The organism is Acetobacterium paludosum, assembly GCF_008086595.1.
Classification (GTDB): domain Bacteria; phylum Bacillota; class Clostridia; order Eubacteriales; family Eubacteriaceae; genus Acetobacterium; species Acetobacterium paludosum.
This window is the reverse complement of record NZ_RXYA01000014.1, coordinates 40,282-60,348: the sequence shown is the minus strand read 5'-3', so window position 1 is coordinate 60,348 and position 20,067 is coordinate 40,282. Positions and strand designations below refer to the sequence as shown.

The window sequence follows — 20,067 nt, the reverse complement described above, 5'->3', positions numbered from 1 at the left end:
ATTCGAATATATTTGTTTTTACAAATAATTATAAATCGGTTACAATATGATGTTACAATTGTTGGTATGACATTAGTAATTTGTCTTTAGTCGGGATCCAATATGATTTTTAAAAAAGGAGAATGAAATGAAGAATGCTGTGATATTGACGATCAACCCCGGCTCAACGTCGACAAAAATAGGAGTTTTTGAAAATGAAAACGAGTTGTTCTCGGCATCCGTCGAACACCAGAGTGACGCCCTGGAAGCATTTCAGACAATTAATCAGCAATTTGATTTCAGAAAAGATACCATCATGGAAATTTTGGAGAATCATCATTATGACACCAAAAAATTGTCGGCGGTAGTTGGCCGTGGCGGCTTGCTGCCACCCATCAAATCCGGTGGCTATACAGTAAATGAAGCGATGAAAAATCTGATATGGGGAGGCGCTCTTTCGGAGCATGCTTCGAATTTAGGCGCGTTGCTGGCAGATGCCATTGCCGGGCCTCTGGGCATCCCGGCTTTTATTTATGACGGTGTCTCTTCAGATGAAATGGAAGATATTGCCCGGATTACCGGATTTCCTGAAATTCAGAGACAGAGCTTTTGCCATGTTTTAAACAGTAAAGCAATGGGTAGAAAGTATGCAAGGGGAATGGAAAAAAACTACGCCGATATGAATCTGGTGATCGCCCATCTCGGTGGCGGAATATCCATCAGTGCCCATAAAAAGGGACGAATCATTGATGTGATTTCGGATGATAGCGGTCCTTTTTCTCCAGAACGTTCCGGTAGTATCCCTTTGTTTGCATTGGTCGAATTGATTTACAAAAATCATTATGAAAAAAAAGAGCTGCTGAAAAAAATTCGTGGAAATGGCGGTTTAAAAGCCCATCTTGGCACCCGTGACTGCCGGGAAATCGAAGAACGGATCTTGGCGGGGGATACCCGGGCGAAACAGATTTATGAAGCCCAGGCGTACCAGATTGCTAAAGGAATTGGCGAAATGGCGGTTGTTTTAAAAGGAAAAATTGATGGCATACTGCTAACCGGAGGAATGGCGTATTCTGAAAAATTAACGGGGATGATTGCCGAATACGTCGGATTTATTGCGTCGGTTAAATGTCTTCCCGGGGAAATTGAATTGGAAGCATTGGCACTTGGTGGATTGAGGCTATTGCGAGGGGAAGAAAAACCTCATCTTTTTGCAGTAGAATGAAAGGATGGTTTCTATGGACTATATAAAAATTGCGCAAACATCTGATTTTATTGTGGATCAAAAGAAGAAAGTCTCTTATGAGGGCAATGAAATTCTTTTGACGAAGATTGAAGGTCGCTATTATGCAATTGATAATAAATGCACACATATGGGTGGATCGCTATACGACGGTAATTTGGACGGAAACACGATTGTCTGCCCTCGACACGGTTCGGCATTTGATGTGCGGACCGGGAAAGTGGTAAAGCAAGGGAAAATCTTATTTATAAAAGTGAGGGTTCCAGATACCCGCAGCTATCTGGTTAAAGTCGAAGGAACCGATATTTTTATCAACCCCAGCTTAGAGTGATGTTTTAATCGTGAGTCACTGATAGCGGGCATTAAAATCCGGTTGTCAGGGCTTGTTTTAAAAAGGATTAGATAATGATTAAAAAAATCAATTGAAAATTATTGATAAGTATTGTACAATATATAAATACGAGTAGTTTTGATAACGTAAATCCAGTTGTCAGGACGGCTCGTTTTTTTGTGCCTAATGGTCAGCAATATTGATGAGCATAAAAAGAAAGAAGGAAAGAAAATTTAATGAAAAAAACAAAACCAGAAAAATCCACACCAAAAATTAATGCGACAGCCATTTTGGCAGTATTGGTATTTAGTGCGTTCATCGCGCTATTTAATGAAACAATATTGAATGTTGCATTGAATATCCTAATGGCGGAAATGAATGTTACCGCGGGAACAATACAATGGATCGTTACTGCCTATATGATTGTTACCGCTGTGATGATACCAGTGACAGCGTTTTTAATTCAGTCCTTTGAAATAAAAAAGCTGTATCTGGGAGCCATGACCATACTGTTAATCGGGACCATTTGTGCAGCCTTTTCAAATTCTTTTGCCATGCTGCTTATTTCAAGAATGCTGCAGGCTTCAGGAACAGGTATGATGATTCCGATTATGATGAATACTATATTGCTGGTAACTCCGCGGGAAAAACGGGGAACAGCAATGGGCATCTGTGTCTGTGCAATTCAGCTTGGACCAGCACTTGGACCAACATTTTCAGGGATTATATTACAATTCCTTAGCTGGCATGCATTATTTTTTATATTAGTTCCGCTGATCATACTGGCAATGATACTTGGATCGGTTTATTTGGTTAATGTATCAACGCTTACAAAACCTAAGCTTGATGGGTTGTCAATTTTATTATCCACCATTGGCGTTGGCGGCATTATATTTGGTTTAAATGGTTTTAGCAGCGGCGGAAATATGAAGATGACGGTTATGATATTTATTATTGGAATCATTGCCTTAATCGTCTTTGGAAAACGACAATTGTCTTTAAAAGAACCAATGTTGGAAATGCGGATATTTAAATACCCATTATTTTCAATTGGGGCAGCACTGGTTATGATTTCGATGATGACGGTCTTTACGATGAATGTCATGCTGCCGATGTTCCTTCAGGGAGCACTTCAAACAACAACGTTTATAGCTGCAATCGTATTGCTTCCGGCAACACTGTCTAATGGCTTTGTAACCCTTATCGGCGGAAAAATATATGATAAATTAGGGGCAAAAGTATTGATTCCAGTCGGATTTGCGATCATTTTTGTTGGAATGGTTATTATATCTCGATCAACAGTCAATACTTCTATTGCAACGATTATTGTCACCTATATAGCAATCTGTATTGGAATTGGCTGCACCATGTCGCCGGCGCAGACAAATGCCCTTAATCAACTGCCAAAAGAAGCTTATCCGCATGGCGTGGCGATACTAAATACGCTTCAACAAATAGCCGCCGCGATTGGTTCGTCATTATTCATCGGGATTATGTCAGCTTCACAGTTAAGAGCCTTAAACAATCAGGTTCAAGAGCAGGCGGCTGTTGCGTCAGGATTTAGTACCGCGACACTCGTTATGGCAGGATTTGTTTTTATCGGATTATGCTTATCTTTTGCGTTAAGATTTGAAAATAAAAAAGTAACAAAAGATCAGTCGGAGGTTTCTTTTGAAGATACGTCGGGTTTGTAAAACATAAGAAATAAACTGTATTGTACGAAAAACATGGAGCTGTCGCATCAAACAGCCTCATGTTTTTTTATTTGAATAATCCTAAATCATGGTATAATAGAATTAACAGTGCCCAACAGCGGTTTGATGATACTGATTAATTTTGGACGAAGAGGAGTTTAGAATGAAAAAAATATTAGAGAAGGCAAAAATAGAAGGATGGACTGATCTTAACCAAGGACTGGCCTGCGGAAACCGGATGGAATTTGTAAAAGGTGATAAAAAAATTGGCATTACCCTTAATCCGGCTTCTTACCAGTTGACAAATATGTTACCGTCCCAAATGACAAATATGCTGGAGGCCGATACTCTCTACGCTTCTAAAGATCCGGTTATAGAAAAAATACGTAATCTTTCTTTTGAAGATCAAGCCGAATTATCAGGTGTTGCCCGAGAATTGTTTTTACTGATTTGTCAAGAGGATTAGAATGTTCCGACAGCATGGAATAATCTAGTATATTGGGGTTGAAATATGAAACTATACCATTTGACTAGTGAAAAGAGTGCAAACTCAATATTGATAGAAGGCTTTAAATTAAAAGAAAGCAGGTATATTCAGGCTAATGGAAATGGCATTTATTTAACTGATAAAATGCATGTCCTTTTTTGGTTTAATATCTTGCAGTCAGATATTTATAAAAACAAGAAGATTTGCATTATAGAATGCGAAATAGAAGACAGTTTGAAAATGTTGAGATTAGAAAACAACGTCACCACGGACAAGTTTTCTGGGGATTATAAAAAAGTACATGATTGGTATGTTGAAAACCAGGTGGAAATTGATCAATTGATTACCGAGAATAAGAAGCTTCACACCCTGCGCCAAATGTATAATAAACAGAATCAATACTTTGCCGAACAGAATAAATCAGGCTACATCATTGAACTGTACTGCAAAAAGCATTCAATTGACGGGGTTGTCTGCAACAAATATCATCTCGAGGATGATGCTGCCGTAAACGAATATAACGATATCACGATTTATGAACCGGGTAAAATCAAGCCGTTATCCATAATTGCGTTAGCAGCGGTGAGTTAGACAAAAATCCAGTGGGTTGGAAATTCCAACGGCATGCTAATAACGAAAATCAAAAAAAGGGCATGGTTTAAATTTTTGAAGTCAAAGATTGGGAGAAAAATGATGAAACTTTTATTTTGTAATGGGGCGTGGATGAAATATTATCAGGGAATCACCGAAGATGATATGCCTCAAGAGGGCGGAACGCTGATAGATGAGAGCAGATCGGTAGGAGAAGCTTATAATTTTATGGATTATAATCGAAAATGTTACGGTCATGTTATCTCATTTGATAATTTAGATCTGGAAAAATGTGATCCGGAAATATCAAGACAGGACCCTCAGTCAGAGGGCTTCATCATTGTCTGGTGTGCGACTGCTGATGATGGAAAAATGAGAATTGTTGGATGGTATGAAAATGCAACGGCTTACCGGGAAGCCCAGTTTGTGCCCTCGTTCACGGATGAAAATGCCAGTCTGTATTTTAATTTTGTCGCCGCCGCCAGAGACTGTCATCTTCTCCCTGAAGATCAACGGACCTTTGAAATCAAAAAGGCATCAGTGGCAGGTACAGGCAGCGGCGTTAGTCAATCAAATGTCTGGTACGGCGAGTCTGATGATGCCAAAAACGAACTGATTCCTGAAGTTCTTCGCTACATGAAGGAATACAACGGGGAATTCGCAAATTTAACGGTAACGGATGAAATGATCCATGCGGTCATAGACAAGGCCTCTCTCAAGGCTGGTTACGACGAACTGTTTGAAAAAGGCATGGCATATTGTAACGAAGAAGACTATCAGAAGGCTCTTAAATGCTTTAATACGGCCAGGACTATGAAGGAAACGCCTGAGCTGCTCTACAACATTGCTTATATACTATTTTTGTATTACTGCTTTGATGACGCCATTCCGCTTTTTGAAAAATGCCTTAAATCGGGCTTCGAACCAGAAGGTGTTCTTCCGCTGCTGGTGAGCTGCTATGATTTTATCGGCAACAGAGAAAAGACCTTGGAGTCCTGCAAAATGCTGATGAAAATTTTAAAAAATCCGCTCAATGAAAATTATATGGATTATCGGATTTTTTACTGCACCATCATGTGTGACATTTACGTCTATTTAGGTGATTTCAAAAATGCTGCAGACATTGCCAAACAAATTTTGACCTATGCAGACGATGAAGAAACGCAGGAGCATGTCAGGGAATTGCTTTTATTTATCAAGGAAGCTCAGGAAGACTAGAGAATTCATCTCATCAGGGAAAAATTGCAAACAGCGGAAATAATAAGCAGACTGGTTGATCCAACCATTGGACCGCAAAAAAAGGAGGGCTTCGTCGATGAGTTTAAAAATGTGCAATCTGCTGGATATTGAAAAATACTTGTTGCTGGAAATAGCTTATTTTCATCTGCCATCTGAATTTAAAAACAAAATCTCCCGTGAAACACCGATGAAGCTGGATGTCTATATCGATCTGCTTGACCAATGCGGTTGTTCGATGTATCCCGCTTTTATCAGCAGATCTCAAAAGGGAAAAAAATACATCAAGTCAAGACAGGCCAATTTTCGCCGTATCTATGCGACCAGCGATAATTTGGAAGACGTCGTCATCACCGGCTATATGAATGACAACTATGGCAGCTACGGCAATACCAAAGAAAAAAGAAAAACAAGCTTTGTCGGATTGGCTTTTGAAGACAGTGACAATAATGCGGCTGTGTCTTTCAGCGGATGCGAGCTGATGTACCCATCCAGCATTGTGTTGGATTGGGGGGGATGTTTGGTGGCATCGCTGGGAAGGGTTACCAACCATCATCAGAAAGCGCTGGCTTTTTATGATGCCAACATGCGGGGTATTTTGGGAGAACGAAACATTCTGGGTCATTCCAAAGGCGGGAATCTGGCAACCTATGTTTTCATCAACCGTCTCACAGAAGCTGTCAACGCCTATTGTATTAACGCCCAGCCCTACTGTTGGTACGCGATGAATGATATCCAGAAAGAAGCCCTTAAAACAGACCGGTTTGAGTACATCGTCCATGCCGAAGATCTCACCCGGAAAGCAAGCTATGTTTCCTATATCAGCCGCACCGCGCCCATCAACCGCTATGCGGCCAAGCGCATCATCAATATCCACGGCTTTAACGAGGTGAATTTTGATGAGTTTGGAAACCTCGAAGGCACCCGTGTTATACGGGAAACCACGAATAAACTGAAGTCAAAAATATTCAAAGATTTTACCGGGGAAAAGCATCTCAGCTATGAAGAATGCATCCTACGGTTTCAGGAGAAGATTGAAGCAAGTACTTCGGTCCCCCGACTTTTCAGTACCACCCTGGATGAAGTTCTGATGGTGACGGATGCACTGGCAGCGGTTCTCTGGCTGAAGGATAAGGACCGGGATGGGGAGTACATTTATCCCGTGATTATCAAGAGTCCATCGGCGGAGCGATTCTATCAACTGAAGCTGAGAAATGGGCATGGTATTGCTGCGCAGTGTGCATTTGAAGGACTGCCGTTGTTTGTCCGGGATTCAAACCAGACGGCGGTACATTTTGAAGAGGTTGGCCACGCCCTTGGTATTGCTGTCAGTTCCGGAATTGCCGTGCCCCTGGGCATTGATGAAAAGGAAGTTTTTGGGGCCCTGGAACTGATCAATAAGAAAAACGGACGATTCACAATGGAGGATTTTGCACTGGTGAACGACATGACTCTAGCCATGTTGGAGGTTTTTAAAAAATCCGGACAGATTATTGATAGTTTTAGGGATTTTTCACTGCTGCGGATACGGCGAGGAAATGAAAAACTGTTTTCGATAGAGAAACATGCTTATCAGAAATTGCTTTTTTCATCTTCGGATGAGAAGGAGACATTTCTGAAAATGATCACCGGTAGAAAACTTAAGGCAGATGAGCTTTTTTTCTTCAACCGAAGAAAGTTTGATTTTGGAAAAAAAGAAGAATTGAAGGCGTTGGTGCGTCGGGAATATGCCATCATGTTTGAGGATCCGCAGCGTCGGTACGGAAATGAATGCGTTGAGGTTTTTTTAAAGGCCGCGCTGTGGCAGGTTAGAGACGTCAGAGATAAGCGAATCTGGGCCGAGTCAACAGCCAAACGGATCGGACTGGGGAATAAACTGAAAACACCGGTTAAAAAACTCTCGGAAACCGAATACATCTTTCTTGAGTATGCGGCTGCCCGAATCAAGCATCCCATGCTGATTGTTGTCAATGCCGCATGGGACGGTCAGGTTTCGACTGCTCTTGAAGTTGTATGTAATCAGTTGAAACAGGATTGTCTGAATAAAACGGCAACCGCGATTGTCCTGAAGGTGATCAAATGAAAGGAAAAATAAGAGGGGGGCAATCACGGGTTTGTCCTTTTCTTTGTCTATCAATTGACAGTCTGTCGACTGCATTTTGATTTCCTTATTTTAAAGTGTTGGCATAGGTTCCGATTTTTTTATCCATCACTGAAATATGTTTGGTCAGCCAGTTGATTACCATCTGGTTCGCATTGATAATCAGACAGATATTTCCACCGGAAGCCGCATATTCTTTTTTTAATTTGGTGAGTTCCGCGATAAAATTTTTGTGTGCCGTTTTTTGTTCCGAAATTCCTGGATAATTTATGCTTGCCATATATACTTCCTCATCATGAAAATGCTGTTTCGTATATTTGTCAAGAAAATCCAACATCTGTCCGATAATCTCTTTTGATTTACCGGATTTTCCTGCTTCAAAAAGCTGATCCGCTTTTTCAAACAAAACCTTGTGTTGATCGTCAATACTTGTTACGCCGACTGATAAATTTGGTGTCCATACAATTGCCATAAGTAATCCTCCTGGATGATTTGATTTATTTAATTATAAAACAAACGATATTAAAAATCAAGAACGATTCTTAATAAATAATTAATTTGCTTGAACCGGCTAGGCTGACCAGTATAGCTAAGGATATCATAAACACATCAAAACTGATATAAAAATAGAGATTATATATATAAACGGAGGTATCCAGTGTCCCAGACAACAAAAAGAGCTCTGGCGGCTTCACTGAAAAAGCTGCTATTAGCAAAACCTTTAGATAAAATTACCGTCATCGATGTGGCTGCCGACTGCGAAGTGAATCGGCAGACATTCTATTATCATTTCCAGGATATTTATGATCTGGTGGAATGGATCTACACCAATGAAGCCACCAAAGCTTTGGATGGAAAAAAAACCTATGACACCTGGCAGGATGGTTTTTTAAAGATATTCGAATATGTTCTGAAAAACAGCGGATTTGTCCGAAACACCTACCACTCCATCAGTCGGCAGCACCTGGAAACTTATCTATATAATGAAACCTATAATCTTTTAATCGGGGTCATTGAAGAAAAAGCATCGGGAATGATGGTTCGAGATGATGATAAAGCTTTTATTGCCAACTTCTACAAATATGCCTTTGTAGGACTGATGCTGGAATGGATTCAGCAGGGCATGAAAGAAGAACCGCGGATTATCATCGACCGGCTGAGCATTTTGGTTCATGGAGATATTGAAAAGGCTCTGGAAAAATTCAGAACGCTATCGAGATGAAGCCATTTTCAAATATATGATTTTTTTGATTGCGCTGCGGGTTTTATCGCTGCGATTTAGAACTCTAGACAAAGCGACGATTTGTCTAAAGTTTTGACAATATGGGCACAGTGTTAGAACTTTTGACATTGTGTCTTTTTGTATATGGCAAAACTCCGAATAAAAGCCTATGATGGCAATATCAATAAAATAACATTAAGAGTTGGAGGAAAAAAGATGTATTATAGCAACGGAAATTATGAAGCTTTTGCAAGACCACAGAAACCAGCGGATGCGGATAAAAAATCAGCCTATCTGGTAGGTTCGGGTTTAGCCTCTTTGGCAGCGGCCTGTTTTATGGTGCGAGACGGACAGATGAAGGGTGAACGGATTCATATTTTAGAAGAACTAAGTCTCCCGGGAGGTGCCTGCGACGGCATTTATGACAATCAAAAGGGCTTTATCATTCGGGGTGGTCGGGAAATGGAAAACCATTTTGAATGCCTCTGGGATTTGTTCCGATCCATCCCGTCCTCAGAAATCGATGGGGCTTCGGTGTTGGATGAATATTACTGGCTGAACAAGAAAGATCCTAATTTTTCACTGCTGCGGGCAACCGTCAATCAGGGGGAAGATGCCCACACCGACGGGAAATTTACCCTCAGTGACAAAGCAGCTATGGAAATTGTGAAACTTTTTATGACCCGGGATGAAGATCTGTATGATCGAAAAATCGAAGAGGTCTTTAGCGAGGAATTTTTTGCTTCCAACTTCTGGCTTTATTGGCGGACGATGTTTGCTTTTGAAGAATGGCACAGCGCTCTGGAAATGAAGCTCTATATTCAGCGATTCATTCATCATATTGGGGGACTGCCTGATTTTTCAGCCTTGAAATTCACTAAATACAACCAGTACGAATCGCTGATTCTGCCCATGGTCAACTATCTGGAAGGCAATGGCGTTCAGTTCCAATATGATACCCAGGTGACCAATATTATTTTTGATATTCAGAAGGATAAAAAAGTGGCCAAAAAAATCATCTGTACGCATAATGGTGCAGCAGAATCCATTGATCTGATCGAAGATGATCTGGTTTTTGTTACCAACGGGAGTTGTACCGAAAACGCCACACTTGGGGATCAGCATCATCCTGCCGGCATCAATAATTCCCCCGGCGGCTGTTGGGAGCTATGGCGAAACATTGCCAGTCAGGACGAGGCTTTCGGCCATCCCGATAAGTTTTGTACCAATATTCCCGCCACCAATTGGGAATCAGCCACCGTCACCACCCTGGACAATCGCATTCCTCCCTATATCGAAAAAGTCTGCAAACGCGACCCTTTCACTGGAAAAGTGGTTAGCGGCGGGATTGTTACGGTGAAAGATTCCAAGTGGCTCATGAGTTACACGGTCAATCGCCAGCCCCATTTCAAAGCGCAGCCAAAAGATCAGCTGGTGGTTTGGGTTTATGGTTTGTTTACCGATGTTCCCGGGGATTATATTAAAAAGCCCATGCGGGAATGTACCGGCCTTGAAATAACCGAAGAATGGCTTTACCACATCGGTGTACCGGAATTCGAGATTCACGAAATGGCTACTGAATCAGCCCGTTGTATCCCCTGCATGATGCCTTATATCACGGCCTTCTTTATGCCAAGAACCAAGGGAGACCGACCGAAGGTGGTGCCGGATGGAGCCGTAAACTTTGCCTTTATCGGCCAGTTTGCGGATACGGTCCGGGATACTGTATTTACTACTGAATATTCAGTACGAACAGCTATGGAAGCCGTCTACACGCTGCTGGATGTGGATCGTGGCGTTCCGGAAGTTTTTGCTTCCTGTTACGATGTGCGAACTCTCATGGATTCCACTTCCAAGATGATGGACGGAAAGAAAATTACAGAGTTGAAGCTGCCTTTCATCATCAGTCTGATTGAAAAAGGGAGTCTGAAAAAAATATCAGGGACAGTGATTGAAGACCTGTTAAAGGAGTATCATTTAATTTAATAAAGTGATAAACAGGGGCTATGTTTATATAGAATTGCCGTGTTATAATATGTTCATTGAAATCAATCAATAATTAATTTTTACAATCAGACTTTTCAAAAAGTGTTTAAATAATCAAAAAGTTTTGTAAAAGAGGGATGAGATGAATGTATTCGATATTATTGGACCCATTATGGTTGGGCCGTCCAGTTCCCATACCGCGGGGGCGGTCAAAATTGGTTATCTTTCCAATAAATTGATGGGCGAGAAGATTAAAACGGCGAGGATATATTTGCATGGATCCTTTCTGACGACCGGAAAGGGTCATGGGACAGATAAAGCGATCGTCGCCGGATTACTGGGGATGAAGCCGGACGACGATCGAATACCTGAAAGTTTTAAATGGGCACAAAAAGAGGGAATGGCATTTTGCTTTGAAGGAATCGAATTGAGAGACGCCCATCCTAACAGTGTGAAACTGAATTTAACCGGGGTATCAGGAAGAGAGTTGGAGATTCTCGCTTCCTCTGTAGGCGGCGGTAATATTAAAATTTTTCAGATCGATGGTCTGGATGCCAATTTCGGAGGAGATTTCCCGACGTTGATTGTTCATAATCTGGATCAGCCGGGGCTGGTAACCAAAGTGGCAGCCATGCTGAGTCAAAAATCGATCAACATTGCCACGATGCAGTTATATCGAAGCAAGCGGGGTGGTGATGCGGTGATGGTTCTGGAATGCGATCAGGAAATATCATCGGAATCAATAAAGTGGCTGGAACAATTGGACGGCATTCGAAAGGTTACTTATCTCAGTTTAGAGGAGTCAGCATGAGTTTCAAATCATTCAATGAAATTATGGATCGGATTAAGACATCCAATAAACCGTTCTGGGAAGTGATTCTGGAAGAGGATATCAGCGAAAGTCAAATGACTAGAGATGAAGCGTTGACAAAAATGAGCCGCTTACATCTTGCGATGAAAGCGGCGGATGACAATTATGATAAGCAGCTAAAATCCTCCAGCCAATTAGTCGGTGGGGATGGCGAGAAAATTGCCCTCGCCGTCAAGAACAAAGCCATGCTGTGCGGCGATTTTATTGGAACGGTTATGGAAAAAGCGATTAAAATGGGTGAATCCAATGCCTGCATGAAACGTATTGTTGCGGCTCCTACGGCTGGTTCCTGTGGAGTCATTCCGGCGGTGCTCTTAACTTATCAAGAACAAAATGAAATTGAAGAGACAAAAATAATCGAGGCGCTATTTGTGGCTGCCGGTATTGGAGAAGTTATTGCCCATCGAGCCTTTATTGCCGGAGCAACCGGCGGCTGTCAGGCGGAAATCGGATCTGCCAGTGCCATGGCGGCCGGAGCCGTGGTCTATCTGAAAAATGGAGACGGGGATTGCATCATTCACGCAGCGGCCCTGGCCTTGAAAAGCTTATTGGGTTTGGTTTGCGACCCGGTCGCTGGATTGGTTGAGGTGCCTTGTGTTAAGCGGAACGTCATTGGTGCGGTCAATGCCTTAACGAGCGCGGATATGGCTTTGGCCGGAATTCGCAGCCAGATCCCCCCAGATGAAGTGATTGATGCCATGCGTTTGATTGGAAATGCCATGCCCGTTTCGCTCAAAGAGACGAGTGAAGGGGGACTGGCGATCACCCCGACGGGTCTATTGATTGCAAAAAGATTGAAAAACTGACAGTAGCATTCTAGCAAGAACGTTGAGATGGTTTACTGCGAGAATATGGACCGGTGTGATGTGCTTGTCGCCGTCGCATCGGTCGTTTTAACTAAAATAGGAGAATGCAACATGGAAAAAACAATCGATATTTCAATAAAATATGCCAAAGAAATAGCAGCAATTAAAGCCTCTTTAAATGAGTTGGAAAGCGGGCGAATTTACGGATTTAACGGCAATTGTACTCCGGCTGACGGTTCCCTGGAAACGAATGTCGATAAACTGACGGAACAATTAAAAGATCTGCTTCATAAGCTCGAGTACGGGAAAGATTCAGGAGCGCAAAACAATGAGAACTAAACACTCCTGAAGTCACAGAGCCAAAGGGGTGACTTCAAGCATTTTACAAATTGTATACTTTAATATACGAATATAATACAAACGATTACATTTTATCTATTTACTTTTTGCAGAAAGGTGTTACAATAAAGATAATCAAAGATCAACTCAATGCTTTTCTGAATTGAATGATTTCGATCATTGAAAAGTAAATAGTCACTTAACCTACCAATAAAATTAAAGAATGACCAGAAATTGAAGTGATTTAATTTTAAAGGACAGGGGAAGATTTAAATGCAAAAACTAATCACTCCGAAATGGGAAAAGGGATGAAACATCACAAGAAGATTAAATGCCGGATGTTTGAAAATCACTCATGATATCAAAAGAAAATATCTCATGGTTTGTAACAACCCCCATCTGATTGAAAAATCGGAAATGAGAAATAGTCTCAGATTGATGATGATTATAAAATGCACCAACAAATAGTTTTCAACTGAGTTAAATGAATCCGAATTCCAAAAGTAAGATGACCCGAAAAGTAAGTGGTATTTACGTTGGAAAGTGAAAAAGAAGGTTTTTGATAAAAAAATCAATGAGAGGAGTCCAAACGGATGACATCAGAGATTGAGAGCTAGGCCGGTTTTGCAAATAAAATTGTGGAATCGGTCTTAGCTCTTTTTGTATGCAATCATATCAGCAAGCGGAGGCATTATGCCAATAGAAAGTTGCTGCCTTGCTTTTTTTTGCATTTTTTTTTGATTTTGGCTGCGGTTTCCGCCAAATCGAAAATTGTTTTATTCTGATCGCTGGCAACTCCGGCAATGGATACGGAAAGCAAAGGAAAATTTTCTTCGATATCATTACGATTTTTGGATGTGATATAGCCTCTTAAAGCATCTTCCTTATTGTAAAAGCGAACGACATTTTCATTGAAGGCAGCAATGATCGTTGTGCATAATTGTTCCGTTTTCTTTTTGGAAACAATGGCAACAAAATCGTCTCCGCCAATATGTCCGATAAAATCGTCATCAGGTATCTTGCTCTTCAATATTTGAGCAAAATCTTTTAGGACCTTATCACCATTTTCAAACCCGTAGAGATCATTGTACGCTTTGAAATTGTCGAGATCAAAATACAGGATTGTCTTTTTGTCCTTGGTATTGATAGATCTTTCCAGGGCTTGTTCAATCATTAAATTGCCGGGTAATTCGGATAAAGGATTCAGATGTTTGGCATACACAAATTCAATTTCAATCAATTTTTCCATTAAGTCTTTTACAGTCACAATCCCATAAAATTTATCTTTTCGGGAAATAACGACAAAGTCGTAAATTTTATCAAATTCGCGCTGCATAGCGTCTTTGCCAACGACATCAATGGTCGTTTGATAGTCAGCCCGCATAAAGTTTTTATCCATAATGTTTTTTACCGGTTTATTGGAATAAAGAATATAACCATATTGACCACTGATCTTTTTGTAAAGAGCATTTCTTGTTATGACGCCAATGGGAATATCTTTATGGACAACACAAAAGCCGGAGATCGTTTCATCTTTTTTAAATAGTTCATCAACTTGAGAAACGAGAATATTTGGACCGATGGTTTTTACCAGTTTGCAAATCGAATCAATTTTAACATCAAATACGCTGTTGTCCAGCAGTTTCCTTTTATTCGCATTTTCTTCCTTTATTATTTCAATCACATCCTTAGAGATTGGCTTTATCACAGCATTTGGTCTTTGTAGAAAAAAACCTTGACCATACTGGATGCCGAGTTCAATTAATATTTGAAGTTCTTCTCTGGTTTCGATTCCTTCTGCAATCAAAGCGGTCTCTGTAAATGATGCGAATTCATTAAGGCATTTGATGAGTGATTGTTTGGTAACATCGCTATCGATATCCCTGATGAGTTTCATATCCAGTTTAATAAAATTGGGATGAATATCCGAGATTAAATTAAGTCCGGAATAACCGGCGCCGGCATCGTCAATGGCAATTCGATAGTCCTGTTCTTTATAGTTATCAACCGTTTTGATAAAGTCTGAAATATTATTGATGGCCTCATTTTCAGTTATTTCGAAGATGATCCGTTTAGGATCAATTGAAAATTCGTTCAGATATTCTTTCGTAAACCCTTTTCTGAATTTGATATCCTCCATGATGTTCGGGTTGACATTTAAGAAAATTTTAAATTCCATTCCCATTTCAAAGGAAGCTTCAAAGGCTTTTAACCGACATAAAAACTCCAATTCCCATAATTTATTGTATTGCTGAGCGCATTTAAAAAGTATATCCGGGGTGTGCAGTGCTGAATATTTAGGTCCGCGGCTGAGCGCCTCATATCCATAAACGCCCCCATCCCGAAGGGAGACAATCGGTTGGAATACCGTTTGGATATTCTTCTGGTTCAGAATTTCTAAAAATTCTTCTCGGTGGTTGTCTTCCTGATTTTCGCAATAACTATTCAAGTAAATTCCTCCATATTTTGATGTCTCTAAATTATAACCATAAGCCCCATCTTTTAATGTTACAATGCTGTAAAATTTAAGTTAATTTTATATTTTATTGTTCAAATATTAGATGAAATGAAAAGGATGATGTTCTGGAGCTGGCCAAAAAAGTCAGCGGAATGTCAGTCAGCCCACGGATTTACGTTGCCTGGGGAGACAAGGATTTTTTGAGGGAGTCCAACAGTCGGTATACTGATGAAATGAAAAAACTGAATCTGAATTTTATCTGGGAGGAGTGGCCGGGAAGTCACAGCTTCTATTTCTTTGACGAAGCGCTGCGAAAAGCCCTGGCTCGTTTTTAAGGGGACAAATAAAAACAGACCAGCCTGGTCAATAATGACGGGTGGTCTGTTTCTATTTGGGGGTGGGATATTAGAACAAGCTATGCTGTAACATCGAGAGCCGAACCAAGGGTGCTTGTGTCGCTGGTTGTCGCATCACTGGAGTAAAGTTTTGCATAAACTTTACTGTAAGCTCCGCTTTGAACATAGCTTAATTCTGAAAACAAACTGGACATTGAAGAATCGTCGGTTTTGGTCAGGCTATTGAATGATGACAGTAGACTTGAACTCAAGGAACTGCCCAAGGCAGACACTGTCGGTAAAGTCGAAGAGTCTGTGCTGCTGGAGGAGGCAATATTGCCGCTCGAATTATAAGTTAAGCTGATACCATAATCACTCTGAACAGATTTATAAATATCCTGAAGTGCAGCTGAGGCCGTATCACCTGAGAATGCATCAGCAGCATAAGTTTCAGAAACAGCAGAACTGACACTGCCGGATTGATAAAGCGCTGATGTATTGCTGGCAGAACTCAAATTGTTTAAAAGCAAACTGTTATTATAGTTACTCATAACGCTACTTACATCCATGATCGACACCTCCATAATTAATTACCATAATTATACTCCTTATTAGCAGAAATTACATTAAAATAAAAAAAATAATATCATTTCATAAAAAGTTCTTAGTTAATGAAAGCTTTTTAAATTTATTTTGAATTTTTGATTATTATTTTGCGAAAAATTTGCTAAAACCAGAAACTTATGATACAATAGGTAAAACTTAAATTGATAGTAAATAAATTTAACATTGATATTTTTTAATTGGTACTTATATTTAAACGTATTATCCTAATTTAGAAATGTAGTTGTTATTCGTATTACAAGGATTTAGGGGAATAAAATTAGGAGGTACACACATATGCGTGGTACAGTGAAATGGTTTAATGCGGTAAAAGGTTTTGGTTTTATAACAGGAGAAGATGGTACTGATGTATTTGCACATTTTTCACAAATTCAATCAGAAGGATACAAGTCTTTAGATGAAGGACAAGAAGTTACTTTTGATGTAACACAAGGACCAAAAGGTCCACAAGCTGAAAACATTCAAGTTGTTTAATTCCAGATATTTAAACTTATGCTTAATTGCATAAGTTTTTTTTATTTTTTGATAAAGATTCTTTAGCAATGTGGAACTCAAGTAAATATTTTTAATGCCGTCTTTTTTTATTTAAGGCTTTTATTACAATCTTTATCAATCTCAATATACAAAATAATCCTAACCCATTTTGAAAATCAATTGAGTGCTTTTCCAATAAAAAATGTTATATAATCAGGTGAAATATTTCATTGACAAGTGATTGGCAAATCGATAAGATGAAGTTAAATCTCAAATAATTAACAAAGAGGGATGACAATGGATGCAAACGATCGCACGAAAGAACGTTTGGCTAAATCGGTTAAAACCTTGATGATCAACAAATCTTTGGATAAGATAACGGTTAAGGAAATCGTTGATCAATGTGAATTAACAAGACAAACATTCTATCGTTATTTTCAGGATAAATATGATTTAGTCAATTGGTGTTTTGATAAATTAGCCCAGCAATCATTCAAACTGATGGGTGTTAGTTTAACTTTAGAGGAAGGACTAATCCAGAAATTTACTTTTGTTAAAGAGGAAAAAGATTTTTTTTCGGCGGCATTTAAATCCCGAGACTGCAATTCGCTTTTCGATTATGATTTGAAACTGATAACAGAATTTTATACGAATAGAATTATGGAAAAAACCGGGAAGCCATTAGATTCACATAGTAAATTCTTGCTGGAAATGTACTGTTTGGGTTCGATGGATATGACCTTTAAATGGATCGGTGAAGGGATGAAGATGGAACCAAAAGAAATAGCTGATTTGCTCATTGATGCAATTCCTGAAAGACTTAAAAACGTTTTGTTGCTGATGTAAAGATGTTACATATATTGAATAGTGTAACATATGTGACACTTTATTATTCTTGTCAATTGATTCATGAAGATAATTTGTTAAAATGTTAATAAGTAAATGTAATAGTTTACAATTTTAGAATTATCGGAGGTATAAAAATGGCAAAGACACGTTTGGCGATGTTGATGGAGCCCCGTAAGGTTGAAATCAAAGAGTTTGATTTACCTGTGGTTGGTGATGATGAAGTTCTTGTAAAGGTTGAAGGCTGTGGCATTTGTGGAACTGATGTCCATGAATTTAAAGGCGATCCTTTCGGTATTTGCCCCATTACACTTGGTCATGAGGGGACCGGCGAGGTAATCGCACTGGGAAAAAATATTACTCATGATACAAAGGGTGATCCCATCAAAATCGGCGATAAAGTTGTAACATCGGTATTACTTTGCGGCGAATGTGATTATTGCCGTCGTTATCCTGAAAAACCAAATCTGTGTGCAGGTCTCGGCGTATATGGCTTGATTCCAGAGGATGATATTCACCTTAACGGTTGGTTTGCAGAACATATTTTGATACGAAAAAATTCATCAATATTTGTTGTTAATGAATTCAATGTTGACCAAAGAATGCTTCTTGAACCGGCTGCTGTTTGCGTTCACGCCTTAGAAAGAGCTAAAACAACAAATATAATGAATTTTAGTTCGTTTGTGTTGGTTCAGGGGTGTGGCCCAATTGGTCTGATGATGATTGCAGTTTTAAAAGCTGCTGGAACCGTCAATATCATAGCTGTTGATGGAAACGATAGAAGATTGGATCTTGCTAAAAAAATGGGAGCAACCGAAACAATCGATTTTAGAAAGTTGAAAACAATTGAAGACCGTGTTGCAAAAGTAAATGAAATTACAAATGGATTTGGAGCTGACTTCGTTTTCCAATGTACAGGATCACCGGCAGCAGCTGCTGACGCATTCAAATATGTGCGACGCGGCGGCGGAATGTGTGAAATGGGCTTCTTTGTAAATATTGGTGAAGCGACAATTAATCCTCATTTTGATTTTTGTAATAAAGAAATCACTTTAGTTGGTTCTTGGGTTTATGGGGCAAATGAATATATCACCACAATGGGTTTCTTCAAGAAAGCGGCAGAAATGAATATTCCGGTAGAATTGCTGGTAACGGATAAATTTGATCTTGATCATGTCACTGAAGCGATGGAAACAAACATAGCAATGACAGGAGTAAAGATTGCCATCATGCCCTAACATATGAGTGTGGGTCAAACCGGGTTAAGTGTTTTGTAAACACAATTGTTTTTATATTGAATGTAAGGTCTGTTCAAAAGTGGACAGACCTTTTTAGGTGCGCAATTAGCTCGAAAACCAAAGAGAAACTTGAAAGTGCTTTTTACCGTTTTTAATCCTTGCGTCGTTAAGTTTAATTCAGTAGGAAGGTTCATATAATGGCAATTATTTCATTGAAATTAGACTGGAGCTGCCATTATGGAAAATTTAAATTAAGGGATATAAGGGTAAGAAATGTTTGTTGACAGAAATATTTTAAATGATACAATCTAATTGCAAACAGACATATAAAATAGAAAAGATATCAATTAAAAAGTATGTGTGTTGACAGACAATATGATGATTCTAGTTAAATTAAATAGATATTTATAAACAGTGAAAACATTATGGAAGAATATTGCGGTATGAACGACATATTTACAATGAAGAATTTGGAGTGAAAAATGAAAGCATATAAATACAGTATATTTGTAACATTAGCTTTAACCGTGTTCTCAATTATAGCTATCTTTGCATTTGACGATGTCTTTTTCTATATTCCCAACGACCAAATAAAAAATTTTATTAGCCATAATATGGATAATTTTGATAGCCTATTTTTTGGAATATTCACAGGTTCATTGGTTAGTCTAATTGTGGCAGCGGTGAGTTATTCCATTGAAAAAAGAAGACTTACCGCAGCTATTTGGAACAGTTCGCGGAAATTGGTTAATGATTTTAAATTGCTTTTGGTGGATAATATCGATTTTGATCAGCTTACCAAAGATTCTCTTTTGGAGACAATCAAACGAAGTGAATTTAATCATAAAGTAAGGGATTGGAAAAATTATCACAGGTCTCCTTATTCTCTGGATATTATGGACTTGGACTTTATTCTTGGCCATTCAAAAATGGCACAATTGATGATCAATCTCCAGAAAAATATTGCCCATCTAAGCTTGGTAGTTGACGGTTTTATGAATGCTTTTCTGAATGATAAACTAGAAAATGCATATGGCGATGTTGATATTGAAAAATTATTTGCGGTCATTACATCTGAAGATGAACAGAAGCTTGTTAAAACTACAGAACGGTATTTAGATGATATTGTCAGGCATTTAAAAAAATAAAAGATAGTGGAATTTGATTCGTTTTTTAGGGCTAATAAAATCGCAGTACATAATGAATAGA

The 20,067-nt window shown here is 39.3% G+C and carries 20 protein-coding genes; 17 read left to right on the top strand and 3 right to left on the bottom strand.

Going from position 1 to position 20,067, the window contains the following annotated elements:
• Nucleotides 1-127 precede the first annotated feature (127 nt).
• From buk to FZC41_RS13950, 7 genes are all read left to right on the top strand, one after another.
• Nucleotides 128-1,201, top strand: coding sequence for a butyrate kinase (gene buk, locus FZC41_RS13980; RefSeq protein ID WP_148568060.1), 1,074 nt, complete (start codon nucleotides 128-130; stop codon nucleotides 1,199-1,201).
• Nucleotides 1,202-1,214: 13 nt separating this feature from the next.
• Entirely contained in the window at nucleotides 1,215-1,550 is a 336-nt protein-coding gene (locus FZC41_RS13975) for a Rieske (2Fe-2S) protein (RefSeq protein ID WP_148568059.1), read from the top strand.
• Nucleotides 1,551-1,786: 236 nt separating this feature from the next.
• On the top strand, nucleotides 1,787-3,244 hold the full coding sequence (locus FZC41_RS13970; protein WP_148568058.1) for an MDR family MFS transporter: 1,458 nt from the start codon (nucleotides 1,787-1,789) through the stop codon (nucleotides 3,242-3,244).
• 163 nt (nucleotides 3,245-3,407) lie between these two features.
• Nucleotides 3,408-3,710, top strand: coding sequence for a hypothetical protein (locus FZC41_RS13965; protein WP_148568057.1), 303 nt, complete (start codon nucleotides 3,408-3,410; stop codon nucleotides 3,708-3,710).
• Nucleotides 3,711-3,971: 261 nt separating this feature from the next.
• Nucleotides 3,972-4,322 carry a hypothetical protein gene (locus FZC41_RS13960; protein ID WP_148568056.1) on the top strand — a complete coding sequence of 117 codons (351 nt, stop codon included), beginning with the start codon at nucleotides 3,972-3,974 and terminating at the stop codon, nucleotides 4,320-4,322.
• Between the two features lie 99 nt (nucleotides 4,323-4,421).
• Nucleotides 4,422-5,540, top strand: coding sequence for a tetratricopeptide repeat protein (locus FZC41_RS13955; protein ID WP_148568055.1), 1,119 nt, complete (start codon nucleotides 4,422-4,424; stop codon nucleotides 5,538-5,540).
• A gap of 97 nt (nucleotides 5,541-5,637) precedes the next feature.
• On the top strand, nucleotides 5,638-7,641 hold the full coding sequence (locus tag FZC41_RS13950; RefSeq protein ID WP_148568054.1) for a GAF domain-containing protein: 2,004 nt from the start codon (nucleotides 5,638-5,640) through the stop codon (nucleotides 7,639-7,641).
• Nucleotides 7,642-7,726: 85 nt separating this feature from the next.
• Here FZC41_RS13950 and FZC41_RS13945 read toward each other — a convergent pair whose 3' ends face one another.
• The gene (locus tag FZC41_RS13945; protein WP_148568053.1) at nucleotides 7,727-8,131 is read right to left on the bottom strand and encodes a bacteriohemerythrin; all 405 of its coding nucleotides are present in this window, start codon (nucleotides 8,129-8,131) and stop codon (nucleotides 7,727-7,729) included.
• A gap of 186 nt (nucleotides 8,132-8,317) precedes the next feature.
• Here FZC41_RS13945 and FZC41_RS13940 point away from each other — a divergent pair, with 186 nt between their 5' ends.
• The 5 genes from FZC41_RS13940 (at nucleotide 8,318) to FZC41_RS13920 (ending at nucleotide 12,883) form a co-directional block, all read left to right on the top strand.
• The gene (locus FZC41_RS13940) at nucleotides 8,318-8,881 is read left to right on the top strand and encodes a TetR-like C-terminal domain-containing protein (RefSeq protein ID WP_148568052.1); all 564 of its coding nucleotides are present in this window, start codon (nucleotides 8,318-8,320) and stop codon (nucleotides 8,879-8,881) included.
• A gap of 216 nt (nucleotides 8,882-9,097) precedes the next feature.
• Nucleotides 9,098-10,867 carry an oleate hydratase gene (locus FZC41_RS13935; RefSeq protein ID WP_148568051.1) on the top strand — a complete coding sequence of 590 codons (1,770 nt, stop codon included), beginning with the start codon at nucleotides 9,098-9,100 and terminating at the stop codon, nucleotides 10,865-10,867.
• A gap of 142 nt (nucleotides 10,868-11,009) precedes the next feature.
• Complete coding sequence (gene sdaAB, locus FZC41_RS13930; RefSeq protein ID WP_148568050.1) at nucleotides 11,010-11,678, top strand: L-serine ammonia-lyase, iron-sulfur-dependent subunit beta; 669 nt, start codon at nucleotides 11,010-11,012, stop codon at nucleotides 11,676-11,678.
• Nucleotides 11,675-12,544 carry an L-serine ammonia-lyase, iron-sulfur-dependent, subunit alpha gene (sdaAA, locus tag FZC41_RS13925; RefSeq protein WP_148568049.1) on the top strand — a complete coding sequence of 290 codons (870 nt, stop codon included), beginning with the start codon at nucleotides 11,675-11,677 and terminating at the stop codon, nucleotides 12,542-12,544. Before sdaAB ends, sdaAA begins: the two co-directional genes overlap by 4 nt.
• A gap of 111 nt (nucleotides 12,545-12,655) precedes the next feature.
• Complete coding sequence (locus tag FZC41_RS13920; RefSeq protein ID WP_148568048.1) at nucleotides 12,656-12,883, top strand: hypothetical protein; 228 nt, start codon at nucleotides 12,656-12,658, stop codon at nucleotides 12,881-12,883.
• 691 nt (nucleotides 12,884-13,574) lie between these two features.
• Here FZC41_RS13920 and FZC41_RS13915 read toward each other — a convergent pair.
• Nucleotides 13,575-15,332 (bottom strand): GGDEF domain-containing protein, encoded by a 1,758-nt coding sequence (locus FZC41_RS13915; RefSeq protein ID WP_148568047.1) that lies wholly within the window; start codon nucleotides 15,330-15,332, stop codon nucleotides 13,575-13,577.
• 161 nt (nucleotides 15,333-15,493) lie between these two features.
• Between FZC41_RS13915 and FZC41_RS13910 the strand changes: the two genes are divergently transcribed.
• Nucleotides 15,494-15,676, top strand: coding sequence for a hypothetical protein (locus FZC41_RS13910; protein WP_148568046.1), 183 nt, complete (start codon nucleotides 15,494-15,496; stop codon nucleotides 15,674-15,676).
• A gap of 80 nt (nucleotides 15,677-15,756) precedes the next feature.
• On the opposite strand, the gene FZC41_RS13905 is transcribed toward FZC41_RS13910, so the two are convergent.
• On the bottom strand, nucleotides 15,757-16,245 hold the full coding sequence (locus FZC41_RS13905; protein ID WP_148568045.1) for a hypothetical protein: 489 nt from the start codon (nucleotides 16,243-16,245) through the stop codon (nucleotides 15,757-15,759).
• A gap of 331 nt (nucleotides 16,246-16,576) precedes the next feature.
• Between FZC41_RS13905 and FZC41_RS13900 the strand changes: the two genes are divergently transcribed.
• The 4 genes from FZC41_RS13900 (at nucleotide 16,577) to FZC41_RS13885 (ending at nucleotide 20,006) form a co-directional block, all read left to right on the top strand.
• Nucleotides 16,577-16,774, top strand: a complete 198-nt coding sequence (locus FZC41_RS13900) for a cold-shock protein (RefSeq protein WP_148568044.1) — start codon at nucleotides 16,577-16,579, stop codon at nucleotides 16,772-16,774.
• Nucleotides 16,775-17,071: 297 nt separating this feature from the next.
• Nucleotides 17,072-17,620, top strand: coding sequence for a TetR/AcrR family transcriptional regulator C-terminal domain-containing protein (locus FZC41_RS13895; protein ID WP_148568043.1), 549 nt, complete (start codon nucleotides 17,072-17,074; stop codon nucleotides 17,618-17,620).
• A gap of 137 nt (nucleotides 17,621-17,757) precedes the next feature.
• Nucleotides 17,758-18,858 carry a zinc-dependent alcohol dehydrogenase gene (locus FZC41_RS13890; RefSeq protein WP_148568042.1) on the top strand — a complete coding sequence of 367 codons (1,101 nt, stop codon included), beginning with the start codon at nucleotides 17,758-17,760 and terminating at the stop codon, nucleotides 18,856-18,858.
• Between the two features lie 482 nt (nucleotides 18,859-19,340).
• Nucleotides 19,341-20,006, top strand: a complete 666-nt coding sequence (locus FZC41_RS13885; RefSeq protein WP_148568041.1) for a hypothetical protein — start codon at nucleotides 19,341-19,343, stop codon at nucleotides 20,004-20,006.
• Nucleotides 20,007-20,067: the final 61 nt, after the last annotated feature.